Genomic DNA, 23,418 nt, shown 5'->3' with positions numbered 1-23,418 from the left:
CTTTGCACCGGATTCAAAGTTTTTCTTATAATTGCCCTATAATCTCATCCATATTTCCAATATAAACTGGCTGCCATGTTTCTGTACCACGTTCTGCAGTATAAACTGGATAAGCGTCATCATCTATATTTACGAAAACTGGATCGCCCATATCCGTTTCATATCCAATTGCAATCCATCCTTCTTGCCACTTTCCGTTTTCTTCACTTATTAATGACTTTTTATGTTTATCATATCGGTAACCGATTTGTCCTTTTTCTAATTCACTTTCACTAAACACATATATTTCATAAGTACCTAGCTCAACATCTTGCTGTTTTGAAGTTTCAATTCGTTTTAGAAGTTCTGCGATTTTTGGTTGTTGTTTCATACGTCTATCCCCTTCTATTTTTCTAAATTTTAACTAGTTTGTTTATAAAATACAATATAGATTTTAAGACAAAAGGTGACACCTTTATCATATTTACGATTTTTTGAGTATATCTATCACAACTCTCAATATATTAACGATTCAACACGAAATTTCGACTTACCAACAAAAATGACAAAAAAGAGAGGCTGCCCAAAAGGACAACCTCTCTTTTCTTATATCAATTAAAATTTAAATTCTTGTCCAACTTCAAAACTATCTTCTAATACAAGAATACCTTTTTCTTGTGGAGCGTCTGGAAGCTCTAATTCACGTGCAGAGCAGATCATTCCAGAAGAAGGAACACCGCGAAGCTCAGCTGGCTTGATTAACATACCGCTTGGCATTACAGCACCGATTTTTGCAACGACAACTTTTTGTCCTGCATCAACGTTTGGTGCGCCACATACGATTTGTAATGTTTCTGTACCGATTTCTACTTTACAGATGTTTAACTTATCAGCATTTGGATGCTTTTCTTTTTCAGCTACATAACCTACAACAAATTTCGGAGAAAGATCTGCTTCTACTGTTTCTTCAAAGCCGTTCTTCGCTAAAATTTCGTTGATTTTCTCAACAAGCTCTTTCGTTAATGTAAGGTTACCTGTTTCTGTTACTTCTAAATAAGAAGATGCATTAAAGATGTTGAATCCTCCCGTTACGTTGCTTTCACGATCATAAACGCGAGCAACATCTCCTTTGCGATCAAAAGTACGGTTCTCTAAAGTAATATCTTGTAAGGCAACAATTAAAGTGTCACCAATTCCTTCAAGGTTGTAAAAAACGTTCACTTCGTTCATCCTTTCTCTTTTCCATCTGTCTTCTTCCGATTCTTCGCTAAAATAAAGATTGGTTCAAAGTCTCCATCTTCATATACGAATGAAAGTGATGTAATCGGAACATGCCCTTCGGCAAAAAATTTCATTGTCATTTGTGCAATAATATCATAACCGATTTCGTTAACGATATCAGCAATAATTAATACATCTTGGTGAGGAACAGCAACAACCATGTCACCAGAAATCTTTTCACGCATCGATTGTAGTAACGATTCGTTTAAAATACGCGTCGCGTCATATCCATCATTTGTGTTTAAAAAGTAGAATGTATTACCCGCTACTGTGTCTTGTTTAAATTCATAACCTAATGAACGAGCATTGAATAATGCCATTTCACGTACTTGCTGTTCTGTAAGTTCTAATTTTTGTAACAGACGCTCATCGATTAGTCGATACGTTTTATTCGAATCTAACGCATAGTAAATACGTGTTTCCGCCGTATGATCCGTCATAATAAACGGATTTCCTTCTTCTGCTTGTTTCGGGAAAGAAGTAGAGCGAATAACAGGTAAAATTTTCGCTCCGCTATTTTCTTCTTTATGCATCGCAATTAGCGCTTCTTGTACATAATAAGCAACCTCTTCAATTGCTTTTTCTTTATTCACTTCCCATTTTGCCACAACTCCTGGAAGCGATACGTTAATACCTTTTTTAGAGTCTTTCTGTTCAATACGTAGAACTTCTTTCTCGCTATCATACTGAAAGTCCCATTCTGGGCGAGATAATTTCTTCATTAACTCGTCTTTCATCTTTTTACTTGTCATCTTCATCTCTTTTTCCTCCCTTCCAAAAAAATAACCTCCCCCGCGAAGGTAGAGGTTGTTTTACAATTCAATTGGCAAATTGCCTTATTTTAAACCTTCAATAAACTCTTCGATTTGTTCTTGTGTTTTACGATCTTTGTTTACATAGCGACCAGTTTCTTCACCCTTATTGTACGCTACAAAGCTCGGAATGCCAAATACGTCTAATTTTACACATAGATCAATAAACTCATCACGATCTACATAGTAAAATGAGAAATCACTATATTTCTCTTCTACTTCTGGCATAAATGGGTCTACAAAACGGCAGTCTGGGCACCATTCTGCTGAGAACATAAAGACTACATTCTCTTCATTTTTTAATTGTTGGAATTGCTCCATGCTTTCTAATGACTTCATCTATATTTCCTCCTCTAACGAGTGCATGTTTTCATGTTATAATCTTTCTTTTATACTACCATACATCACGCATGGTGCAAGGTTTATGCTTGCTTTTCGTCATACTTATATTGCCCAACAAGTAACTTAACAACGTGTACAAATAATTCCGTGCGATCAACATAATCATCTGTAAAAATACCGATTGCACCTTCGTGACTACGAATATCTTTTCTATGTACAAACTCTTCCATCACTTCACTTAACTCCTTGCCCTCTTCAAGAGGTGCTAAAAAATCATCCGGTAACGTAATACGTGCCCCGCCGGCAACAAATATTTTACCATCACTTGTTGCTAGCGCGCCCCAATTACACATAAATAAACCGTACTCCGTTTTCATTACGCCGCCTTCTAGCCCAATACCAATTTGAGCTCCTCCTTCCTCTAGCGCTCGCTTCGCTCTATTAATCGCTCCTTGCATCGTCTCTTCATCTGAAAACGGCTGATTTGCTACTCCTGAAGGAACAGAAAGAGATGTAATTTCAGCATCTTTCCAAACCTTCTCCACAGCGCCAACCTTCGTTTTATTCTTCGATCCAACTACTACCTTCATTTCGTTCACCTCTATAAAAATTCATCATTCTATTCTAATATCCGCATCAGATACGAATTAAGTATCAACCACTACCACATATCACCAAGTCATCTATTCAGCCTAAAAAAGAAGGTTTTTTCTAGCAACATTACCGTCTTCGAAAACAAAAACAGCCTTCCTCTCACTTCCTACTTGGAGTCTTCATACATCATTCGAACACCAATTAAGCACTGACCGCTCCCAATCATCGCTGGGTCATCTCTTCAACCTAAAAAAAGAAGGGTTTTTCTAACAACATTATCGTCTGCGAAAACAAAAACAGCCTTCCTCTCACTTCCTACTTGGGGTCTTCATACATCATTCGAACACCAATTAAGCACTGACCGCTCCCAATCATCGCTGGGTCATCTCTTCAACCTAAAAAAAGAAGGGTTTTTCGCCCTTCTTCTCTACGCGTTATTCTTAATTGTCTCTAACGTCGTTTTATCTGTTGTTCTTACAAGCTTCGTAATTAATTCTTTCGCCGCTGCATAATCATCAACATGTAAAATTGAAGCATGTGTATGAATGTAGCGTGCACAAACACCAATTACTGCTGATGGGATACCAGAGTTACTTGTATGTACACGGCCAGCATCTGTACCACCTTGTGAAATAAAGTATTGGTACGGAATGTTGTTTGTTTCTGCTGTATCTAAAATGAATTCGCGCATTCCTCTATGTGTTACCATCGTGCGATCGTAAATACGAAGAAGGGCACCTTTTCCTAATTGACCGAACTGCGTTTTGTCACCAGATGCATCGTTTGCTGGACTTGCATCAAGCGCATAGAAAATGTCTGGTTGAATCATATTTGCAGCGGTTTGCGCTCCGCGAAGACCTACTTCTTCTTGTACAGTAGCACCAGAATATAATGTATTTGGTAATGTTTCATCTTTTAATTCTTTTAACAATTCGATTGCAAGACCACATCCGTAACGGTTGTCCCAAGCTTTCGCCATAATTTTCTTCTCATTTGCCATCGGTGTGAATGGGCAAATCGGCACGATTTGTTGTCCTGGTTTTACACCAATTTCAATCGCATCTTCATAACTATCTGCACCTATATCAATTAACATATTTTTTATATCCATCGGTTTTGCACGTTGCGCGTCACTTAATAAATGAGGAGGAATAGAACCAACAACCCCAATAACAGGACCATTCTTCGTCATAACTTGTACACGCTGCGCTAATAAAACTTGACTCCACCAGCCGCCTAACGTTTGAAAACGAAGCATTCCGTTTTTCGTAATTTGCGTAACCATGAAACCTACTTCATCCATATGACCTGCTACAAGAACACGCGGGCCAGTTTCGTCCCCTTTTTTCAGACCAAATACGCTACCTAAACCGTCTTGTACAATTTCATCCGCATATTTGCTTAATTCTTGTTTCATAAAACGGCGTACATCATGTTCAAAACCTGATGCACCTTGTAATTCTGTTAACGTACGAAATAATTGCAATGTCTCTTTATTCACGAAGTCCCCTTCTTTCAAACCTTAGTAGAATACCTCTTTTATTGTAACGAAATTTTCGAAATGTTTCTAGTTTCTTCTTTTTTAGCTGTATTTGCTTTATAATTATTATTGGTACACTATTTTTATTTTATAGAATTGAGGTGAATATATGAGCTGGAAAGGTTTAGTAGCAGGTCTTGGCGTTGGGTTCGCAGCTGGTTATCTCGTTGCAAACAAAGTACAAGAACAATCCCATATTTCTTCAGAAAAAGCATTGAAAATGGTGAAACAAGCATTAAGTCATAAAGGTGAAATTACTGGCTCTTGGGTACATATGGTTCCAGAGACATTTGAAAAATATGATGTCGCATATGAAGTTTATCGCGGCGGTCTTACAACAATGTTAGATGATATACAAGAACGATTTGAATTTTTAGTTGATGCTAAAACAGGTACTGTTTTAGAGGTTATAGCAGCATAAAACGGAGGGTTCCCATTAGGTGAACCTCTTATTTTTTTGAAATTGCGGGTATTGATTAAAATTATATCAGCGTAACTCAAATTATATCGGCGATTTTTTAAATATATCGACTTACCAACAAAACCCGACAATAAAAAAGAAGCTGCTCCAATAAATATGATGGAACAACCTCCTATTTTTATGCTTCTATACTCGTTTTCCGTTCTATTTTTTCTACGATATGACCTTCCTCATTCCACTTCACAGCGCGATAATATGCGTCATGGTAAAACGTAAACCATGCCTCTTTTTCAGCACCATACTTCATCCATTTTTGTTTATTTTCAATCGAGGTCATCGGATAATCATCGTATGCCATTACCCATAATACATTTTGATGCGCGTGCGTCGGCAAGAGATCTGCTAAATGTAGCATCGTTTCCCCTTGACTCTCCAAAATGATGACTGCATGTCCATCACTATGCCCACCCGTATGTGCCATCTTGATTTCATCTGTAATTTCTATTTCTTGCTGAAATGTAACAACTTGATCTACAATCGGTTCCCAATTTTCCTTCCAATATGTATTACGGGATCTAATATTTGGGTTCCTCATTTCATTCCACTCTGTTTCACTTACGTAAACTTTCGCATTTGGAAACGCTGGTACAAGTTGATCCCCATCCCATTTTGTTAGGCCAGATGCATGATCAAAATGAAGGTGTGTCATTAAAACATATTGAATATCTTCAGGCTTTAATCCCTGTTTTTCTAACGATTCATAAACCGATGATTCTTCTGTTACACCTTGATTTCGTTTCATCTTCTCATCCAACTTACCGTTTCCTATTCCTGAATCAATGAGCATATTTCCATCTTTCGTTTGTAAAAGTAACGGATCTGTTCGTAAGTAAATATGATTTGTGTCATTATGTTTATATTTACGTGACCAAAGTACTTTCGGCACAACACCAAACATTGCCCCTCCATCTAAATGTGTATTTCCGCCTTTTAACCACGTTACTTTTATATCTCCAATTTGTAACTGTTCCATTACACATCCCCCTTTCAATTAATCTTAACATAAAATTCTGATTATTTTAGATGTAAAAAAACCTATGCATTACTGCATAGGCTCTGTACGATATTTTGCTTCAACTCGGTAAATACGATGACCTTTACTAGAGAATTTCTCTTCGTATTCAGTCATGATGTTACCTTCAAAGTCGCTGTTATGAAGATCTAAGCTTAAGTAAGTTAGTAACATACCATACTCAGCCATACTCATAAGAGAATATTCAAATAAACCTTGGTTATCTGTTTTGAAATGAATTTCTCCGCCTTCTACTAACACTTCTTCATAATTGCGTAAAAACGTTTTATACGTTAAACGACGCTTCGTATGACGCTTCTTTGGCCATGGATCTGAGAAGTTTAAATAAACGCGATCAATCTCACCTTTTGCAAAGAAAACTGTTAAATCTTCAGCATCTTTATTAATTAACTTTAAGTTCGGCACTTCTTCTTCAATTAATTTATCAAGTGCATCTACAACAACACTTGTGAATTTTTCAATTCCAATATAATTAATATGTGGATTCGCTTTTGCCATATCATACATAAAGCGGCCACGACCTGTACCTACTTCAATATGAATTGGTTGTTCATTTCCAAATACTTCTTTCCAGTTACCAGCGCGCTCCTCTGGGTTTCCGATTACGATATGTGAATACTCGTTAATTCGATCCATTGCATATGGTTTATGTCTTAAACGCATAGATGTCTCCCTCTCTTTACAAAACTATTTTAAAGGAATAATTCCTTCTTTCTTTTTTTAATCAATCTACCAAACAAAAAACCAAGTACGTACGAGCACTCGGTCCGTTTCTTTCAAGTATAAGATGTACCATTTTGATAAAAACTACATACAGCATTAAACATTCCATGACGAAACAGCTTTTTCTCTTACATTTGAAGAGAAAAACAATCGAAAGGATGATCCGTTCATGCCAATTAATCAACAACATCAATTAGAAGTGCTGAAAGATATTTTAGTCAACCACCAAAGTGATTGCTGCGGGACAGTTTCAGAATGCGAGCAATTAGAGCGCCTCATTCAATCGTTACTCGCAAACGATAATATAAGTAGTGACGCTAAAACAATGCTAAACGATGTATATTCTTATAGTCAATCGGGTAAATCTTCCTCTAATTTGGACAACCATATTTCCAATAATCAAGAACAACTTACTCAGTGGATTGCTGGAATGGACAATTTTTCTTAAGTATTATTCTGAAGCAAGTAGTTGCTGTAAATATTGATGCCAATATTCAGCTTCTGCTTGCTGTTTTTTTGTTGTATGCCATTGAATAGACAAAATCGTTTGTGCTATCACATACCATCTCATGCGCCTAAGCAGCGATTCATCCATTTCAATATCATAAAAACCGAGCCACTCACTCCACTCCTGGCGCGGGATGTACCAATATAATAACATACCAAGGTCTAGAGCTGGGTCAGCAATTACAGCTCCATCCCAATCAATTAAAAACAACTCATCTTCATCCGACAATATCCAGTTGTTATGGTTTACATCACAATGGCATACAACGAATTCATTGTATTCAATAGCTTTTAATGAATCCATTAAATATTGAAGGCCTTGCTGAATTGTTTCATCATCCCTTATATCTCCTCTTAAAACGAGTTGCAGTTGTTGTAATAACTCTTGTGCGTGAAGCGGTTGCTTCCCAAGTCTTTGAATCATCTGTACAAGCGCTTTAGAGGAGTGAATTTTCTTCAAAAGTTTCGCAACACGTTCTAGTTTCATATCCTCTGGCTCTAACTTCTGTCCCGGAAGCCATTTTTGAGCAGAAATTACATCACCGTTCGTTACCCTTCTTGTCCAAAGTAATTTTGGAACAATTCCTTCTGCTGACAATACCGCTAAAAAGGGCGATGTATTCCGCTTTAAAAATAACTTCTGTTGTCCGTTTTGCGCAATATATGCATCGCCCGTTACTCCACCAGCCGGTACAAGACTCCACTCTTTTCCTAATAATTGTTCCAACCATTCCATATTCATTACCCGTTAACAAATCCTTATCTTTTATAGTTATGAAAAGAAAAACCGCAACATTTCTACACATGTTGTGGATTCATATATTTTACTGTAAATGAAAAGAAAAATTAGCCTCAGCCAAAAATTCTCTATTTTATTTTACAAAACCTGTCATAGAATGACAACTTATCAAAATCGTCACCTTTGTCAATTCTACATTTATTACATTCTCATCGTCAAGTAGCGATTTGTCACATTATCGTCAATATATACGTGCTAATTGGAGCGAGCCTAAGTTCCTTTCCTCTAAATAAAGAAATTGGCTCTATTTTCGCTTGCTTTTCGTCTACTATCACATGCCACGTTTCTTCTTTCGGAAGTTGCACAGTTTTAGCTTCTAAACCGCTATTAAATAAAACGACAATCTCTTTCCACGGCCCAAACGATTCTGCATGCTCTAGGTGATATGCAAGTACTTCTGTAGATGTTTGTAAAAAAGTCATATGTTTTTTTATAAGGTCTGCGTTTTGTAATCGGAATGCCCCATGCTCTTTACGAATCGCAATTAAACCTTTTATATAGTTAACGGTCTCTATTTCTTTCTCTTTTTGATCCCAATCTAATTGATTGATTTCATCATTTGCATTATAGCTATTTTCATTTCCTTTCTTCGTACGATAAAACTCTTGTCCTGCATGTAAGAAAGGAATACCTTGTGAAAGAATAACCATTGCGCTCGCTAGCAGGTGACGTTTTTTCAAAATCGCTTCTGATTCTTCATTACTGCGCACTAGTTTATCCCACATCGTCATATTATCATGACATTCTACATAGTTAATGCTTTGCGCCGGCTCTAGAAACAGCCCTGTTTCTTTCATACTTAAAAGACTTCCTGCTGCAATATACTGCAAATGATTACAGTCTACATGCCCACCAAATGCAAAACCACGCTTATTTATATGAAATGTACTCCCTTTTATCCCATCACGAAATTGATCATTAAACTGCGCCATATGTGGCATTTTCTTCGCATTATTTAACGTTGCTTTTTCCTCACGAGGAAGCGGTGTTTGTAAATCCCATCCTTCTCCTAATAACAAAGCATCTCGTTTTATGTTTCGCACTTCTTTTTCTATCATATTCATTGTATCAACATCTAAAATTCCCATTAAGTCGAATCGGAATCCATCGACATTATATTCAGTAAGCCAATATAAAATAGACTCTACAATGAATTTCCTCATCATTTTCCGTTCAGATGCTATATCATTTCCGACTCCCGTCCCATTAGAAGGCATACCATCTTCACCATGACGAAAATAGTATCCTGGAACAAGCTTTTCAAATGATGATAGCTCTCTTTCATAAACATGATTATATACAACATCTATAATTACCCTAATGCCATGCTCATGAAATGTCTCGATCAACTGTTTACACTCTACTATCCTGTTATACGGATCAGAGGGATTTGTAGCATAAAATCCTGTTGGTGCATTGTAATATAATGGATTATACCCCCAATTATAGGCAGATGAAGGATTCGCCTCATCTACACCACCGAAACAATATAACGGTAATAGTTCAACATGTGTAACACCTAAATCTTTTATATGAGACAACCCTGTTAAAGTCCCGTTCCGTCCTGTTGTTCCCTCTTCCATCAATCCTTTATATGTTCCCTTTTGAATCACTCCACTATTTTGATGTATAGTCGCATCACGAATATGCAGTTCATACAATATGGCATCTGTCATTGATTGTAATGGTGGTAATCCTTCTCTTCTTGTTACATTCGTTTTTTCTAAATCGATAACAACACCGTGTTTTCCGTTTACCGTCACCGACTTTGCATAAGGATCTACAGCTTCGTTCCATATTAAATTAATACAAACAAGAAATGTATAGCGTGCTCCGTCTAAATCACCTTGTAATGTTTGAATCCAAACTCCGTTTTCTCCCCTGTACATTTCATGATCGGCATATTCTTTATCGCTCTTATAAATTCTTACTTTCGCAAGCCTTGCAGTTGGGGCCCATACTTTAAATGTCGTTTCTTCTTTTTGATACACAGCACCTAAATCTGTACCTTCGTAATAATACTTTTCATCGAAAATTATTGTTCGAATAACAGCACCTATTTGTAAATCCGTTTCTTCATTCCGTTCATCTCGTACTGTATAATACTTTCCCACATCTAGCGGCTCTTCTATAAAGCACTCATACTTCGTTGCATCTGGAAGCGCAATCGTATGAGCAATCGGTAAATCTTTCACATTACTTCCTTCTTGCAAACGAAATGTCCGACTTGTTCCATACGCATGTGGGAGCAAAATTGTAATTTTATTCATTTCATCTAAATAGGCATCAAATGGACGTTTTACTTTCAACATAAAAAAATCACCATCATTCTCAAAGTTAAAATAAAGTGAAACTTTAATGAGCGAGATAAAATGAGCTGCAAATGATAAGGCTTTTCTTATCAACAAGACTCTATACAGTAACTCCATTCTTCTCTATAGTATATTCACCTGCATAAAAAACGTTTTCACCATTCTATTTTTGTAATTTTATTTCAGCAATCGATTTATACTTCGGGGTTTCTTTCACGTGGGATTCGTATAAAGTAATTGTATCTGCTTGAAATGATATTTCAGGGACTTCTTTTATACTTTCTAAATGAAACTTTTCTTCTCCTATCCATTTACGAGCAACAGTAATATGCGGATGATATGGGCGTGTTTCTAGAGAAAATCCATTTTCTTCACAAATGGCATGTACTTGCTTTTGCAACTGAAACAAATCGTGATTCTCACTTACCTTCGCCCAAAAAATACGGGGCTGATCTTCTCTACCAAACGTTGAAAAACCTTGTAACGTGAACGATAGTTCTTTTGTTTTTGTAAGTGTTTGTAATCCATTCTTTATCCCTTTTAACTGTTCTTCTGTCGCACCTCCTAAAAAGGAAAGGGTAATATGATAATCTTCCTTATGTACCCACGAGCGAAATGGTAATTCCTCATTCGTATCCTCTTTATAGTTAGACAGCACTTCTTTTATATGATTTGGTAAAGTAATTGCGACAAAATAATGCCTATCCATGTACACCGTCTCCTTCTTTCTATTGTTTCTTTTCTTTCTTATCTCATTCAATTAAAAAGAAGCCGCCCTCTAAAGTAGAGAGCGGTCATTATTCATATATCGGCGATTAAAGTTTCACTTTACTTCGCTAGTTCATGAATTGCTTGCGCATAAATTGCTGTTGCTTTTAATAAGTCTTCAATTTCAATGTACTCATCTTTTTGATGCGCAAGTTCCTCTTTTCCAGGGAATAGCGGTCCAAATGCCACACCAGCTTTTAATGAGCGAGCATAAGTACCTCCGCCGATTGCTAATAATTCAGCTTTTTCACCTGTTTGTTCCTCATATACACGTTGCAACGTACGAATTAACTCGTGATCTTTATCAACGTGATGCGGACGAGAGTTAGAATAGTCTACTACTGCAAATCCATACGTACCTACATATTCTTTTAACTTTGCAATCATTTCTTCAAAGTTAGTCGTAACTGGGTAACGTACGTTTAATCCTAAATTACCACCATTCTCTTTCGTATAAGAAAGGCGACCAACATTCACTGTTAATGGACCGCTAATTTCATCTTTATAAGCAATAGTAGCTTTTTCACCAAAAATATCACCAGTAAATGTTTCTGTTGCAAATGTCGCAAATGCATTTGCTTTTCCATCAAGTGAAACTGTAGTTAAGAAGTTTGCTAATAATAAACCTGCATTTTCTCCTTTTTCAGGAGTAGATCCGTGCGCTGAAATTCCTTCTATTTGCAACGTCACTGTATTGCCTTCTATAGTCGATTTCCCTATTTTTTTAGCAGTGTGTAAATACTCTTCATATGCTACTGTAAGTGCATTTACATCTTCTCCTGTAATAACCGCTTCTGCAAAATCAGGAACCATATTTAAACGACGCCCTGAATCAAATGAAACAAGTTCATATGTACCTTTTTTCTCTTCACTACCATTTTGCACAACTTGTATATCAGAAATTCCTTTTTCTGCATTAATAATTGGAAAGTCTGCATCTGGTGCAAAACCGATTGTTGGCATTTCTTCGTTTTTAAAGTAGTGATCTACACATTTCCAATTGCTTTCCTCATCTGTTCCTATAATCATACGAACACGTTTTGAAAGAGGTAAGCCTAATTCTTTCACAATTTTCATTGCATAATATGCTGCCATCGTTGGGCCTTTATCGTCAATTGCACCACGTGCAAAAATCTTTCCGTCGCGAATATCCGCACTATACGCAGGAGTCGTCCAGCCATCTCCTTCTGGTACAACATCAACGTGACAAAGAATACCTACTAACTCTTCTCCTTGTCCCATTTCAAGATGACCTGCATATCCTTCTAAATTTTTAGAAGCAAAACCTTCAGCTTCTCCTTTATGTAACATGAAAGATAGCGCTTTTTCTACACCTTCACCAAATGGTGCGCCTTCTTTCGCCGATTCTTCTTCCCATACACTTTTAATTTGTAAAAATTGTTGTGTATCACGAATTAAATCATCTTTTCGTTTTGCAACTTCTTCAGTCCAATTAATCGCTGACATCACGCATCCATCCTTCACTATATTATCTCTTTCATCATAGCAAACCAAAATCCCTCATGCCATACACGAAAACTAAATACCGAACAATTGTAATATTTCAGACATTTCTTATTAGTTTTTCTTTTATTTTTTCAAAAAAATTTGCAGGAATTTGGCGTTTTACGTAGAATTTTATGTGTTAGTTGACTGACCATATATACAATGTCAACTACCAATATTTTTCTATATAAATATTTGTTAAACTTTTGTAAAATTTAAGTAGATTAAAGCATGAATTTTATCATGTAGAGTACAATGGTAGTAACGACCTTCTTTCCTGAATGGGGTCAAAAAAACTAGTAGAGGAGTGGTTTTCTCTTGAAACCTACAACTACTCGTATGCTAACACGCATTAAATCAATTTATATGTACATCAATGAAAACGGAACGGTAACGACGAAAGACCTTGTAGATGAGTTCGGGATCACACCGCGAACGATACAACGTGATCTAAATGTGTTGCAGTTTAATGAACTCGTGTATAGCCCTTGCCGCGGTAAGTGGACAACAACAGGAAAGAAAGTGAGAATGACCTCATAACGAAAAATAATTGTATGTAAATAAATACATACCCCTTTCTAACTATTAGAAAGGGGTTTTTTCTGCACCTATAAAGGTACTACTTTTCAGTATCTACTTGATATGTTCTTAACATTTCTACTTCTTCATCTGTTAGCTCTCGGTATTGTCCAAGTTCTAGTTCTTCATCTAATACTAACGGACCCATCTCCGTTCTTTTTAGGTAGACTACTTTTTTCCCTACCGCTTCAAACATACGCTTCACTTGATGGAATTTCCCTTCCGTAATCACAAGCTCAATTTCAGAAATATCATCGCTTTTCAATATTGTAAGCGTACCTGGCTTTGTTTCATAGCCATCGTCTAAAATAACACCTTTAGCAAACTCTTTTACATCCTCTTCTGTTACTACTCCTGCAACGTGTGCATAATATTTTTTCGGCACATGCTTTTTCGGAGATAATAATTGATGTGATAACTTCCCATCATTTGTTATCAATAAGAAACCTTCCGTATCGATATCAAGTCGTCCAACTGGGAACGGATCAAAGATTGCATCTTCTAATTCTAATAAATCTATTACTGTTTCATGATTATCATCTTCCGTCGCTGAAATAACACCTTGTGGTTTATGCATCATTAAGTAAACAAACTCTTTGTATTCCACAACTTCACCGTGAATCATAACTTCTTGCTCTTCTACATTTACATGAACTTTCGCATCTTTTACTGGCGTTCCATCAATTTTCACAACGCCATCTTTCAATAATTTCTTTACTTCTTTTCTACTTCCATATCCCATATTCGCTAATAATTTATCTAATCTCACGTTTTTCACCTTCTTTATTTATCATAGAAAAGGGGACGTAATTACGCCCCTCTTGATTTCAACTTTATTTTAAATCTACTACCAAGCTTACGTTGAATTTTATCTAATGCTTCTCCGCCAAATACTCTTTCAAGTACTCCTGTGCGAATTGCTAACAATCCGTAAACAAGACCGCCAATACCTGCACAAATCGCAACTGTTATAAGAGCACCAATACGGCCATCAGGCGAAATCATGAAGGATAGAAGCCATTGTGATAGTTTTACAGCAACGACCATTATAAGTGTCAGTACTGCAATTTGGAATGTTCTTTTATATACAACACCGAATGAATAGTGTGCGTATTTTTTAATTTGTCGATTTGTATACCAAACAGAAGCTAAGAAACCAACTGCGGTCGCTAGAATTGCTCCTACTGTACCGAAATAACGAATAAAGATTACGTTACATACAAATTTCAAAATAACACCCATAATAAGCGCGACAATCGCATGCTTTTGCTGATTAATCCCTTGAAGAATTGCCGCTGTTACTGTAAATAAAGCAAATAACAATGCAACTGGTGCATACCACATTAATACTTGTCCACCTAATGGATCTGAGTCATAGAAAGCAGTGTAAATTGGATATGCAAGTGTTGAAATACCGATAACTGCTGGCAATGTTAAAAACATATTTGCTTGGAATGTTTGTGTAATTTGTAATTTCAAATAGCGGTATTGTTTTTCAGTAAATGATTTTGTAATTGCTGGTACAAGCGTTAAACTAAACGCTGTTGCAAGTGATACAGGAATCATAATTAACTTATGCGTCCACATTGTGAAAATACCAAGCGCTCGCTCTGCGATATCACCTTGACCAATCGCCTGCATAATTGAGTTAAATGTCAATGTATCAATTTGTTGATATAAAGGAATTGTTAACCCAATTACAACGTAAGGAATCGCATATGCGAATAACTCTTTAAACAATTGAACAGTACTTACTGTTGATTCTGGTACAGTTTGTTCAATTAAATATTGATCCAAATATTTTTTACGTTTTAACCAGTACCAAATTAACACACCGAGTGCTCCAACCGCTGAAACGAACGCAGCAAATGTCGCTACTCCAACTGCTGTTGCAACTGTACCGCCAAGTACTTTAATAACGATAAAACTACCAGCTAATAAAAAGACGATACGAATAATTTGTTCAATAATTTGTGAAACGGTAGTTGGTCCCATAGACTGGTGACCTTGGAAATAACCACGAATTAAACTCGCTGCTGGTACAACAATAAGTGCGAAACTTACAAGACGAATGATCGTCGTAACTTCTCCTACATTATTGTGTATACTTTGTTTACCAAGCATCGCTTCTGCAAACAGTGGCGCCGTCATGTACAGTACTAGGAACGAAAGAACTCCTGTTACTATCATCATAACCATTCCCGAGCGGAACATTCTCCGGCTCGTTTTATAATCGCCAAGCGCATTATATTTGGAAACAAATTTTGAAACAGCAAGCGGCACACCTGCCGTTGCGATACTTAAAAAGATCGTATATGGAATGTATCCATATGTATAGAGCGTTCCGCCTTCTGTGCCTACTAATGCATGAAACGGAAAGACGTAAATCATGCCTAAGAACTTTACTAAAAATGTCCCTAGCGTAACAATAAGCGTTCCGCGCAGAAATTTCGAATCGGACATACAAAAATCCTCCTACATCTACATAAAGTGAAACTATAATTAGTTGGAGACTTCTCTCCTACTCCTTATTAGTTGAACCATTCGAGCATTTACAGGCTAACAGACTCCCTATTTACTTCTCCTAAATCTTGAGGTTTTAGTCTTATCGCCTACAAATAGCAGGATAGTGCTGAACTCTAACTTTTGTATTGTACCACAATTCTCTCATTAAGCAGTACTTCACTCTATTTTTCTTTTAAGGGAAAACATGCTATTCTTTTAGGCAGGAAATGTAGAAAATGAGGTCGATATATTATGCATTATGATGTTATTGTCATCGGCGGCGGTCCTTCTGGGCTAATGGCTGCAATTGGTGCTGCAGAAGAAGGCGCAAATGTCTTACTTCTTGATAAAGGAAATAAACTTGGGCGTAAACTTGCGATTTCTGGTGGCGGACGCTGCAACGTAACAAACCGTCTACCACTTGATGAAATTGTTAAACATATACCAGGAAACGGTCGCTTCTTATACAGCGCTTTTTCTATTTTTAATAATGAAGATATTATTACATTCTTCGAAAATCTCGGTGTTAAATTGAAAGAAGAAGACCACGGTCGCATGTTCCCTGTGTCAAACAAAGCGCAATCTGTTGTAGACGCACTTTTAACACGATTAAAAAACTTAGGTGTAAAAATCCGTACAAATACGCCTGTTGAAACGATTGAATATGAAAATGGTCAAACGAAAGCAGTTGTACTGCAAACAGGCGAAGTGTTAGAAACAAATCACGTCGTTATCGCTGTTGGCGGAAAATCTGTTCCTCAAACTGGTTCCACTGGAGACGGATACGCTTGGGCTGAAAAAGCAGGTCATACAATTACAGAATTATTCCCAACAGAAGTACCTATCCTGTCAAACGAGCCGTTTATACGTGATCGCTCATTACAAGGTCTTGCTTTACGTGATATAAACTTAAGCGTATTAAACCCGAAAGGAAAAGCTATCATTTCTCACAAAATGGACATGCTCTTCACTCATTTTGGCCTATCTGGTCCTGCTGCTCTTCGTTGTAGTCAATTCGTCGTGAAAGCACTGAAAAAGTTTAAAACGAACACAATACAAATGAGTATTGATGCATTGCCAGAGGAAAATAGTGAGCAATTATTTCAGCGCATGCTGAAACAAATGAAAGAAGATCCGAAAAAAGGAATTAAAAACGTTTTAAAAGGTTATGTCCCTGAACGTTACTTCCTATTCTTATTAGAAAAAAATGAAATTGACGGTAGTGAACAAGCTGGACAAGTTTCTCACGAAAAGATTCGTGCACTTGTGAAAGACTTTAAAGAGTTTACTGTGAATGTAAATGGTACGCAGTCAATTGAAAAAGCATTCGTTACTGGCGGAGGTGTATCCGTGAAAGAAATTAATCCGAAAGAAATGTCTTCTAAATTCACGAACGGCTTATATTTCTGCGGAGAAGTTCTTGATATCCACGGTTATACTGGTGGCTATAATATTACATCAGCCCTTGTTACTGGTAGAATTGCTGGAACGACAGCTGGAGAAAACGCGAAAATGCAATATTAAAAAAAGAAACAGGGATTCCTGTTTCTTTTTTAATATTGCCATGAAATCATTATCGGCAATTCCACAGATATATCAGCGATTCTGTAATTATATCGGCGATTTTCCAAATTTATCAGCGATTCTACAACTTATATCGGCGATTTCTCAAATATATCGACTTACCGACAAGAAGCGACAAACATCTGCTCCATGTAACTTTCCATTGCTTTTTTGTTGCTTTATATACCTTAGTACCTTTATATTTTATATTGTTGAATATTTAAAAAAGGGTAAGGGGAAAACAAATGAGAAAAAAAGTCATGATGTCTTTAATGTTAATGACGTTTCTTTCTGCAGTAGAAGGAACGATTGTTAGTACAGCAATCCCTCGTATAACGAGTGATTTGTCAGGCGTCGAACTTGTTAGTTGGGTATATGCAATTTATATGCTTGCAACAGCTGTTTCGACTCCAATATACGGAAAGCTCGCTGATTTATTTGGTCGTAAAAAGGTTTTACTGATCGGGGCTACAATCTTTTTAGTCGGTTCTGCACTTTGCGGAGTCGTTACATCGATGGAACAATTAATTTTCTTCCGCGCGCTTCAAGGTATCGGTGCTGGTGCTGTTATGCCAATCACAATGACGATTATTGGAGACTTATATAGCGAAGCGAAAGACCGCGCGAAAGCACAAGGTTGGATGAGTGCCGTTTGGGGTGTATCCGGTGTTATCGGACCGTTAGTAGGTGGATTTTTAGTTGATTCCCTTTCTTGGCGTTATATCTTCTTCTTAAACGTTCCATTCGGAATTATCGCTTGCTTAATGATTGTAATTTACTACAAAGAATCTATTAAGCCCGCTAAACACCATATCGACTATCTTGGTGCGACAGTCTTCTCATTAAGTACAATCGCTCTACTATATGCATTATTAACAGGTAGCAGTAAGCAAAACTGGGGAGACATAACAATTATCGGCCTATTAATCTTCGCCGTCGTTTCATTTATTATTTTCTTATTCATCGAGAAAAAATCTCCGGAACCATTAATTCCGCTAGCACTTTTCTCTAACCGTACATTATCTACGATAAATATATTAACTCTTATTGCTGGCGCAATGATTATTAGTATTACTGTGTATCTTCCAATTTGGAGCCAGGGTGTTTTAGGAAAAAATGCAACAGAAGCTGGACTCATTTTAATGCCAATTCCTGTTATGTGGACATTTGGGGCTATGTTCTCGGGTAACTTAGTTGGTAAGTTAAAAACGAAACAAATTATTTTACTTGGAGCTAGCATCTTATCAGTTGCTACGTTCTTATTATTTACACTATCAACAAATTCACCATCGTTCCTTATTTATGTAGCAGTCGGATTATTCGGCTTAGGAATGGGGCTTGTGACACCGATTTACATGGTAACAATTCAAGCAGCCGTGCCAGCTCATACACGCGGGACAGCTGTTGGTTTAAATACATTTATTAATACATTTAGTCAAACGTTAGGTGCTGCAATATTCGGTACAATCTTTAATACGATGATTCACGCACGTGGTATTAAAAATCTTGATCTTGTATCTGGTGGACATGGCGGTACTACAGCAAACGTAGTAACCGAATCACAATCCGCATTAGCATCAAGCGTACATGTCATTTATATGAGCACTTTCGTATTAGCAGTATTTACATTAATTATTGCTTGGCTTTTATTAAAGCCAGCTACACAAACAAGTGAGCAACAATAAAAAGGATGACCATTTTGGTCATCCTTTTTTTATTCTTCATTCTCCACAATATGTTTCAGCATGGATAATTTATTATCCCAAAAACGTTCATAATACGAGAGCCACTGTTGTAATTCTTCTAATGGTTCTGGATGCAAACGATATATCTTCTCTCTTCCGCTTTTTCTTCCACTTACTAAATTCGCTTCCGAAAGAATATGAAGGTGCTTTACAACCGCAGTACGACTCATCGGAAAATAATCCGTTATTTTGGAAATCGGTAACTCTTTGTCACTTAATAACCGTATTACTTCTCGGCGGGTTGGATCAGCAATTGCTTGAAATACATCATATTTCGCTGCTGACGAGGACACTTAGCCTTCGACAACCTTTTTCAGTTTTTCATTTACAATCGCTACCCAACCACCGCTCATTCTATCGCGAATAATAGAGCTCTTCGCATTCGCTTTCGGAAGAATTTCATCAGGATGTTTCCAGCCGCCGTGAATTAACGTAAATTCTGTTTTGTTATCTCCTAAGTCTTTCAAATTAAATGAAACAACCCAGCCATCTGTATCCCATGAGAAAGATAAATGGTTTGGCTCATCAATTTCTAACACTTTACATGGTGATGGCCCAAATGGCGATTGCACATGAAATTCATGCCCTACCTCTAATACAAAATCATTTGGCATAAACCATGACGCAATCCCTTCTGCAGTTGATACTACACTCCATACCTTTTGAAGAGACGCGTTAAAAATGATTGTTTGTTTAATATCATTTAATGTATTTTGTTGTTCCATTTTCATTCTCCTTTACTCGGCGTTATAACATAACACCTTTTGGTTTCACTTCGATAATATAACACCTTTTGGTTTCATGTCAACGCTAATTCTTTTACTGTTGAGAAATTCTCAACATTTTTTCAACAGGACAAACACCCTCTTAGCATTTCCTCATAATATACTCACAAAGGCAATACAAAATAAAAACTTCTCTCAACATGAAACTCCATCATTCATATTGAAAGAAACGCCTTACTTATATCATGCGTACTTCGTCTCTCCTCCTTCCCTCAGGGACAATACGCGAGATATGACAAATCAGAAGGAATATGCCCACCATTTGAGTAGGTAGTTATTTCTCTTCTCCTCAACATTTCCTTAGGAGCGAAATGACTACCGACTCACTTTTTTCAAACAAAATAAAAAGGGGTTGAACGCTATGTTCTATTGCATTAACTGCTCTGATATTCACCATGAAAAACATCCGAATGATAAAGTATTTAAAAACGGTTTTTATATTGATCCATTTTTAGGTGATCGTTATCACCTTGGTATGTGTAAAGATGCCCAAAATCATGAAACAGGGGAGCCTCTTTTAACGACAAAGAAATTAGGCACACCCCAATCTATTATGAACGTATTACCGACACATGTTGTCCCAACATAAAGCATAAAAAAGAGCTGGGTGAGCCAGCTCTTTTTTATGCTTTATAAACGATCATTGCTGAAAAACAATAAATTTGGTTTTCATCGTCGTTAATGGAAACACCAACTTGATACTTAATATCTACAAAGTTGCTATCATCAATCTTTTTCAAAAAAACATTTACAGCGTCTTCTAAGTCTTTTTCGTGACTTTCATCAAATACTTTCACACGAATCATGTTAACACCGTCCTAGATCGCAGCCCTCCGCCGCTTGATTATTGCCACGGTGCGTATCTATGATGCGATAAAACTTTCCATTCTCATATATATATCCGTCTTCTAACACATATTCTTTATCTTCAGTATAGACATAAAACTTACCTATCATAAATTTACTCGTATATAATTCCAAATAATTTTGTCTAAATTTAGCTACAACTTTATTTGTAATATCAATTTTTATTGTGCGCCCCACCTTCTCTCCCTCCTTTGCAAAGAACGGATTTAGGTATATTGTATTAGCGCTTTTACATTTTATGCTTAAAAATAAGTGGATATGCCTTCTTTCTTCACCTGTACTATTTTTCTAAAAAAATCACTATAAATAAGGTCCCAAAAAAAACATAAAAAAGCACTTTATCTTATTGACTCGAATATAAATATTATGTTATTATATAAAATTTGACATCTTTACATACGTATGCTATCATTAAAAGTGGTTACCACATATGGAGGTGGATGATTTGTTTCAAATTGGTGATAAAATCGTTTATCCAATGCACGGTGCAGGAATCATTGAAGCAATTGAAGAGAAAGAAATATTAGGTACTTCACGTCAATATTGTGTGATACGCATCATTAGTAAAGATATGCAAGTAATGCTTCCGATGGAACAATTAAAAAAATCAGGTATTCGTTATATCGTTGATCGAGGTACGTTAGATGATATACTTCTTGAATTTCAAAACGGGGAGTCAGACCCATCACTCTCATGGAAACAAAGATATACAATGAATATGGAAAAAATGAAAAACGGCAATCTGCAAGATAGCGCAGAAGTTGTTCGGGATTTACTTCGCCGCAATAAAGAGAGAGCATTAAATGCGAGCGAAAAACAAATGCTAGATAATGCACGAAAAATGATGATTAGCGAAGTCGCGCTCGTACAAAATGTTACTGAACATCAAGCAACAGAATTTCTTCAAGATACAATTAATCACTAAATTTAAAATAGCTGGCCGCTATTTTTTTTGTAAAAAAAGGACGAAGAGTTTTATCTCTTCGTCCTTTTATATTACCCACGCCCAGCTTGAAACGATGGATATAACGTCATTCCACCATCTGCAAATAGCGTAATGCCCGTTACATAACTCGCCTCTGAAGAAGCGAGCCAAGTTGCTACTGCTGCAATTTCTTCAGGGTTTCCAATGTAGCCCATCGGTATCATACTTTCTACATCAGCACGTTTTTTAGGATCAGCAAATTTTTCTGCATTGATCGGCGTATTAATTGCACCTGGTCCTATATTATTTACTCGAATACCTTTTGGCGCATATTCTAGCGCTAACGTTTCTGTCATCAGTTTAATGCCACCCTTACTCGCTGCATAGTGCACAAATAGTGGCCACGGAATTTTCTCATGAACACTAGACATATTAATGACAGACCCTTTAATGTCATGTTCTACAAAATATTTAATCGCTTCTCTACTTCCTAAGAAAGCACCTGTTAAATTTGTATTAATTACCTTATTCCAATCTTCAAGTGGCATTTCATGCGATGGTACTGCATTTTCTATCCCTGCATTATTAATCATAACGTCAAGCGTACCAAATTCTTTCACAGCAGATTGAATGAGATTCACAACATCTGATTCGACGGTTACATCACCTTTTACAGCAATCGCTTCTCCGCCTACCTTTTTAATTTCTTCTAACACATCATTTGCTTCTGATTCTCGTGAGCGATAATTAATAACCACTTTCGCTTTTTCCTTAGCAAACCTTACTCCCATCGCCCTACCAAGACCTGTTGCTGATCCTGTAATAACGACCACTTTTCCTTCTAAATCACTATACATTTCAATACCTCCTTTAACTTTTTGCTATACCTAACATAATTCCGGCTGCAATAATAAAAACGATACCGACAACGATACCCGTTAATTGGCGTTTCGTTTTCTTTTCACCTAATATAAGGATCCCACCAAGCGTGGAAATAATAATCCCCATTTGCGATAGCGAGAAACTTGTTGCGACTCCAACACGCGGCTGCGAAATGAATAAAAACATATTTCCAGCTGCCCAAATTAATCCTGGAATAATATTTCGGATTGCATATTTATTAAATGGATGATGTTTAAAGGTAAGCAAAATCCCTCCTAATACCATACCAACTGCTTGTGGTAATAAAGCTGACCAACCATCTACGTTAAATAGTCTAATCACTACTACGTAAACTAAATAACCGACTGTTGAAATTAATAAAATTATGATACCTCTTTTAAAATTTGCTGCTTGCTCTGCATTCTTTTCTTCTTCACTTTGAAGTGACGTTAAAATAACACCGACAATAATACAAACGAGCGCTAAAATCCCAAGGACGACCGATATTGTCGTGGACCATTCATGAAATACGATAACGCCAAATAAAGTCGTCGCAACTAATTGAAGTCCTGTTGAAATTGGCATCGTCCTCGAAACGCCCATTAAATCAATACTTTTCAATTGATTCGCCTGACCAAGCGCCCAAAATAAGCCTGACACAACTCCAACCCCAATCACGGTAGGTGTTAATACTGGCTTCATAAAAATATAAACAACAATTGAGAAAATAAGTGCTCCAAACGTTGTTCCAAGCGTTTGACTATACGGTCCCCCGCCCAGTTTTACGTTAAATAACACAATACTCCCCCAAAATATAGCTGGTAAAATTGCTAAAAATATATCCATCGCCCATTACCTTTCTCTGTAAAATGTCATAAATTTAAACTTTA

Annotated in this window: 27 protein-coding genes; 7 read left to right on the top strand and 20 right to left on the bottom strand. The window is 36.8% G+C overall.

Annotated features, from left to right (window positions below; translation table 11 throughout):
* Positions 1 to 25: 25 nt before the first annotated feature.
* The 6 genes from BM089_RS10095 to BM089_RS10070 form a co-directional block, all read right to left on the bottom strand.
* Positions 26 to 370, bottom strand: a complete 345-nt coding sequence (locus tag BM089_RS10095; protein WP_000813348.1) for a hypothetical protein — start codon at positions 368 to 370, stop codon at positions 26 to 28.
* A 224-nt stretch (positions 371 to 594) separates the two neighbouring features.
* A complete protein-coding gene (gene ytpR, locus BM089_RS10090) occupies positions 595 to 1,209 on the bottom strand; it encodes a YtpR family tRNA-binding protein (protein WP_001006777.1) in 615 nt (204 codons plus the stop codon).
* On the bottom strand, positions 1,206 to 2,018 hold the full coding sequence (locus BM089_RS10085; protein WP_000784605.1) for a DUF1444 domain-containing protein: 813 nt from the start codon (positions 2,016 to 2,018) through the stop codon (positions 1,206 to 1,208). The genes ytpR and BM089_RS10085 overlap by 4 nt, the downstream gene beginning before the upstream one ends.
* 78 nt (positions 2,019 to 2,096) lie before the next feature.
* Entirely contained in the window at positions 2,097 to 2,411 is a 315-nt protein-coding gene (locus BM089_RS10080; protein WP_000838193.1) for a thioredoxin family protein, read from the bottom strand.
* An 83-nt stretch (positions 2,412 to 2,494) separates the two neighbouring features.
* Positions 2,495 to 3,004 (bottom strand): DUF84 family protein, encoded by a 510-nt coding sequence (locus BM089_RS10075; RefSeq protein WP_000869932.1) that lies wholly within the window; start codon positions 3,002 to 3,004, stop codon positions 2,495 to 2,497.
* A 431-nt stretch (positions 3,005 to 3,435) separates the two neighbouring features.
* A complete protein-coding gene (locus BM089_RS10070) occupies positions 3,436 to 4,509 on the bottom strand; it encodes a M42 family metallopeptidase (protein ID WP_001031517.1) in 1,074 nt (357 codons plus the stop codon).
* Positions 4,510 to 4,657: 148 nt separating this feature from the next.
* Between BM089_RS10070 and BM089_RS10065 the strand changes: the two genes are divergently transcribed.
* Complete coding sequence (locus tag BM089_RS10065) at positions 4,658 to 4,969, top strand: PepSY domain-containing protein (RefSeq protein WP_000118541.1); 312 nt, start codon at positions 4,658 to 4,660, stop codon at positions 4,967 to 4,969.
* A gap of 178 nt (positions 4,970 to 5,147) precedes the next feature.
* Here BM089_RS10065 and BM089_RS10060 read toward each other — a convergent pair whose 3' ends face one another.
* Entirely contained in the window at positions 5,148 to 6,002 is an 855-nt protein-coding gene (locus tag BM089_RS10060; RefSeq protein ID WP_065229454.1) for a YtnP family quorum-quenching lactonase, read from the bottom strand.
* A gap of 69 nt (positions 6,003 to 6,071) precedes the next feature.
* Positions 6,072 to 6,725, bottom strand: coding sequence for a tRNA (guanosine(46)-N7)-methyltransferase TrmB (gene trmB / locus BM089_RS10055; protein ID WP_001239383.1), 654 nt, complete (start codon positions 6,723 to 6,725; stop codon positions 6,072 to 6,074).
* Between the two features lie 229 nt (positions 6,726 to 6,954).
* Between trmB and BM089_RS10050 the strand changes: the two genes are divergently transcribed.
* Complete coding sequence (locus BM089_RS10050; protein ID WP_001122235.1) at positions 6,955 to 7,233, top strand: YtzH-like family protein; 279 nt, start codon at positions 6,955 to 6,957, stop codon at positions 7,231 to 7,233.
* 3 nt (positions 7,234 to 7,236) lie between these two features.
* On the opposite strand, the gene BM089_RS10045 is transcribed toward BM089_RS10050, so the two are convergent.
* The 4 genes from BM089_RS10045 to pepV all read right to left on the bottom strand — a co-directional run bounded on the left by BM089_RS10045 (position 7,237) and on the right by pepV (position 12,638).
* Positions 7,237 to 8,034: a phosphotransferase family protein gene (locus BM089_RS10045; RefSeq protein WP_002094168.1), complete on the bottom strand. Its 798-nt coding sequence runs from the start codon at positions 8,032 to 8,034 to the stop codon at positions 7,237 to 7,239.
* A gap of 227 nt (positions 8,035 to 8,261) precedes the next feature.
* Complete coding sequence (pulA, locus tag BM089_RS10040; RefSeq protein WP_090976868.1) at positions 8,262 to 10,403, bottom strand: type I pullulanase; 2,142 nt, start codon at positions 10,401 to 10,403, stop codon at positions 8,262 to 8,264.
* Between the two features lie 163 nt (positions 10,404 to 10,566).
* Positions 10,567 to 11,112 carry an RNA 2',3'-cyclic phosphodiesterase gene (thpR, locus tag BM089_RS10035; protein ID WP_000373841.1) on the bottom strand — a complete coding sequence of 182 codons (546 nt, stop codon included), beginning with the start codon at positions 11,110 to 11,112 and terminating at the stop codon, positions 10,567 to 10,569.
* Between the two features lie 119 nt (positions 11,113 to 11,231).
* On the bottom strand, positions 11,232 to 12,638 hold the full coding sequence (gene pepV / locus BM089_RS10030) for a dipeptidase PepV (protein ID WP_090976866.1): 1,407 nt from the start codon (positions 12,636 to 12,638) through the stop codon (positions 11,232 to 11,234).
* Positions 12,639 to 12,995: 357 nt separating this feature from the next.
* Here pepV and BM089_RS10025 point away from each other — a divergent pair, with 357 nt between their 5' ends.
* On the top strand, positions 12,996 to 13,217 hold the full coding sequence (locus tag BM089_RS10025; protein WP_000805512.1) for a DeoR family transcriptional regulator: 222 nt from the start codon (positions 12,996 to 12,998) through the stop codon (positions 13,215 to 13,217).
* Positions 13,218 to 13,296: 79 nt separating this feature from the next.
* Here the strand turns inward: BM089_RS10025 and BM089_RS10020 are convergent, their stop codons facing one another.
* Together BM089_RS10020 and BM089_RS10015 are read right to left on the bottom strand one after the other, a co-directional pair.
* Entirely contained in the window at positions 13,297 to 14,025 is a 729-nt protein-coding gene (locus tag BM089_RS10020) for a pseudouridine synthase (protein ID WP_090976864.1), read from the bottom strand.
* A 41-nt stretch (positions 14,026 to 14,066) separates the two neighbouring features.
* A complete protein-coding gene (locus tag BM089_RS10015; protein WP_001284026.1) occupies positions 14,067 to 15,719 on the bottom strand; it encodes a putative polysaccharide biosynthesis protein in 1,653 nt (550 codons plus the stop codon).
* 294 nt (positions 15,720 to 16,013) lie between these two features.
* On the opposite strand from BM089_RS10015, the gene BM089_RS10010 reads away from it, so the two are divergent.
* Entirely contained in the window at positions 16,014 to 17,285 is a 1,272-nt protein-coding gene (locus BM089_RS10010) for a BaiN/RdsA family NAD(P)/FAD-dependent oxidoreductase (protein WP_025118400.1), read from the top strand.
* 284 nt (positions 17,286 to 17,569) lie between these two features.
* Positions 17,570 to 19,009 (top strand): MDR family MFS transporter, encoded by a 1,440-nt coding sequence (locus tag BM089_RS10000; RefSeq protein ID WP_001228030.1) that lies wholly within the window; start codon positions 17,570 to 17,572, stop codon positions 19,007 to 19,009.
* 29 nt (positions 19,010 to 19,038) lie between these two features.
* Here the strand turns inward: BM089_RS10000 and BM089_RS09995 are convergent, their stop codons facing one another.
* Positions 19,039 to 19,362: an ArsR/SmtB family transcription factor gene (locus BM089_RS09995; RefSeq protein ID WP_016512230.1), complete on the bottom strand. Its 324-nt coding sequence runs from the start codon at positions 19,360 to 19,362 to the stop codon at positions 19,039 to 19,041.
* Positions 19,363 to 19,794 carry an SRPBCC family protein gene (locus tag BM089_RS09990; RefSeq protein ID WP_016512229.1) on the bottom strand — a complete coding sequence of 144 codons (432 nt, stop codon included), beginning with the start codon at positions 19,792 to 19,794 and terminating at the stop codon, positions 19,363 to 19,365.
* Positions 19,795 to 20,215: 421 nt separating this feature from the next.
* Here BM089_RS09990 and BM089_RS09980 point away from each other — a divergent pair, with 421 nt between their 5' ends.
* On the top strand, positions 20,216 to 20,443 hold the full coding sequence (locus BM089_RS09980) for a DUF3973 domain-containing protein (RefSeq protein ID WP_000498988.1): 228 nt from the start codon (positions 20,216 to 20,218) through the stop codon (positions 20,441 to 20,443).
* A gap of 34 nt (positions 20,444 to 20,477) precedes the next feature.
* Here BM089_RS09980 and BM089_RS09975 read toward each other — a convergent pair whose 3' ends face one another.
* Together BM089_RS09975 and BM089_RS09970 are read right to left on the bottom strand one after the other, a co-directional pair.
* Positions 20,478 to 20,660 (bottom strand): sporulation protein Cse60, encoded by a 183-nt coding sequence (locus BM089_RS09975; RefSeq protein WP_000621751.1) that lies wholly within the window; start codon positions 20,658 to 20,660, stop codon positions 20,478 to 20,480.
* Between the two features lies 1 nt (position 20,661).
* The gene (locus BM089_RS09970) at positions 20,662 to 20,898 is read right to left on the bottom strand and encodes a DUF2553 family protein (RefSeq protein ID WP_000533806.1); all 237 of its coding nucleotides are present in this window, start codon (positions 20,896 to 20,898) and stop codon (positions 20,662 to 20,664) included.
* Between the two features lie 253 nt (positions 20,899 to 21,151).
* On the opposite strand from BM089_RS09970, the gene BM089_RS09965 reads away from it, so the two are divergent.
* A complete protein-coding gene (locus tag BM089_RS09965) occupies positions 21,152 to 21,646 on the top strand; it encodes a CarD family transcriptional regulator (RefSeq protein ID WP_090976859.1) in 495 nt (164 codons plus the stop codon).
* 71 nt (positions 21,647 to 21,717) lie between these two features.
* On the opposite strand, the gene BM089_RS09960 is transcribed toward BM089_RS09965, so the two are convergent.
* Together BM089_RS09960 and glcU are read right to left on the bottom strand one after the other, a co-directional pair.
* Positions 21,718 to 22,503, bottom strand: coding sequence for a glucose 1-dehydrogenase (locus BM089_RS09960; protein WP_053563527.1), 786 nt, complete (start codon positions 22,501 to 22,503; stop codon positions 21,718 to 21,720).
* Positions 22,504 to 22,516: 13 nt separating this feature from the next.
* Positions 22,517 to 23,374: a glucose uptake protein GlcU gene (gene glcU, locus BM089_RS09955; RefSeq protein WP_000350865.1), complete on the bottom strand. Its 858-nt coding sequence runs from the start codon at positions 23,372 to 23,374 to the stop codon at positions 22,517 to 22,519.
* Positions 23,375 to 23,418 lie beyond the last annotated feature (44 nt).

It is taken from the genome of Bacillus sp. 5mfcol3.1, assembly GCF_900114335.1.
Taxonomy (GTDB): Bacteria; Bacillota; Bacilli; order Bacillales; family Bacillaceae_G; genus Bacillus_A; species Bacillus_A thuringiensis_S.
This window is presented reverse-complemented; position numbering and strand designations above follow the sequence as displayed.

Coding starts and splice junctions, on each gene's coding strand:
- BM089_RS10095 (WP_000813348.1), bottom strand. CDS start 370: ATGAAACAACAACCAAAAATCGCAGAACTTCTAAAACGAATTGAAACT.
- ytpR (WP_001006777.1), bottom strand. CDS start 1,209: ATGAACGAAGTGAACGTTTTTTACAACCTTGAAGGAATTGGTGACACT.
- BM089_RS10085 (WP_000784605.1), bottom strand. CDS start 2,018: ATGAAGATGACAAGTAAAAAGATGAAAGACGAGTTAATGAAGAAATTA.
- BM089_RS10080 (WP_000838193.1), bottom strand. CDS start 2,411: ATGAAGTCATTAGAAAGCATGGAGCAATTCCAACAATTAAAAAATGAA.
- BM089_RS10075 (WP_000869932.1), bottom strand. CDS start 3,004: ATGAAGGTAGTAGTTGGATCGAAGAATAAAACGAAGGTTGGCGCTGTG.
- BM089_RS10065 (WP_000118541.1), top strand. CDS start 4,658: ATGAGCTGGAAAGGTTTAGTAGCAGGTCTTGGCGTTGGGTTCGCAGCT.
- BM089_RS10060 (WP_065229454.1), bottom strand. CDS start 6,002: ATGGAACAGTTACAAATTGGAGATATAAAAGTAACGTGGTTAAAAGGC.
- trmB (WP_001239383.1), bottom strand. CDS start 6,725: ATGCGTTTAAGACATAAACCATATGCAATGGATCGAATTAACGAGTAT.
- BM089_RS10050 (WP_001122235.1), top strand. CDS start 6,955: ATGCCAATTAATCAACAACATCAATTAGAAGTGCTGAAAGATATTTTA.
- BM089_RS10045 (WP_002094168.1), bottom strand. CDS start 8,034: ATGAATATGGAATGGTTGGAACAATTATTAGGAAAAGAGTGGAGTCTT.
- pulA (WP_090976868.1), bottom strand. CDS start 10,403: ATGTTGAAAGTAAAACGTCCATTTGATGCCTATTTAGATGAAATGAAT.
- thpR (WP_000373841.1), bottom strand. CDS start 11,112: ATGGATAGGCATTATTTTGTCGCAATTACTTTACCAAATCATATAAAA.
- pepV (WP_090976866.1), bottom strand. CDS start 12,638: ATGTCAGCGATTAATTGGACTGAAGAAGTTGCAAAACGAAAAGATGAT.
- BM089_RS10015 (WP_001284026.1), bottom strand. CDS start 15,719: ATGTCCGATTCGAAATTTCTGCGCGGAACGCTTATTGTTACGCTAGGG.
- BM089_RS10010 (WP_025118400.1), top strand. CDS start 16,014: ATGCATTATGATGTTATTGTCATCGGCGGCGGTCCTTCTGGGCTAATG.
- BM089_RS10000 (WP_001228030.1), top strand. CDS start 17,570: ATGAGAAAAAAAGTCATGATGTCTTTAATGTTAATGACGTTTCTTTCT.
- BM089_RS09990 (WP_016512229.1), bottom strand. CDS start 19,794: ATGGAACAACAAAATACATTAAATGATATTAAACAAACAATCATTTTT.
- BM089_RS09980 (WP_000498988.1), top strand. CDS start 20,216: ATGTTCTATTGCATTAACTGCTCTGATATTCACCATGAAAAACATCCG.
- BM089_RS09975 (WP_000621751.1), bottom strand. CDS start 20,660: ATGATTCGTGTGAAAGTATTTGATGAAAGTCACGAAAAAGACTTAGAA.
- BM089_RS09965 (WP_090976859.1), top strand. CDS start 21,152: ATGGAGGTGGATGATTTGTTTCAAATTGGTGATAAAATCGTTTATCCA.
- BM089_RS09960 (WP_053563527.1), bottom strand. CDS start 22,503: ATGTATAGTGATTTAGAAGGAAAAGTGGTCGTTATTACAGGATCAGCA.
- glcU (WP_000350865.1), bottom strand. CDS start 23,374: ATGGATATATTTTTAGCAATTTTACCAGCTATATTTTGGGGGAGTATT.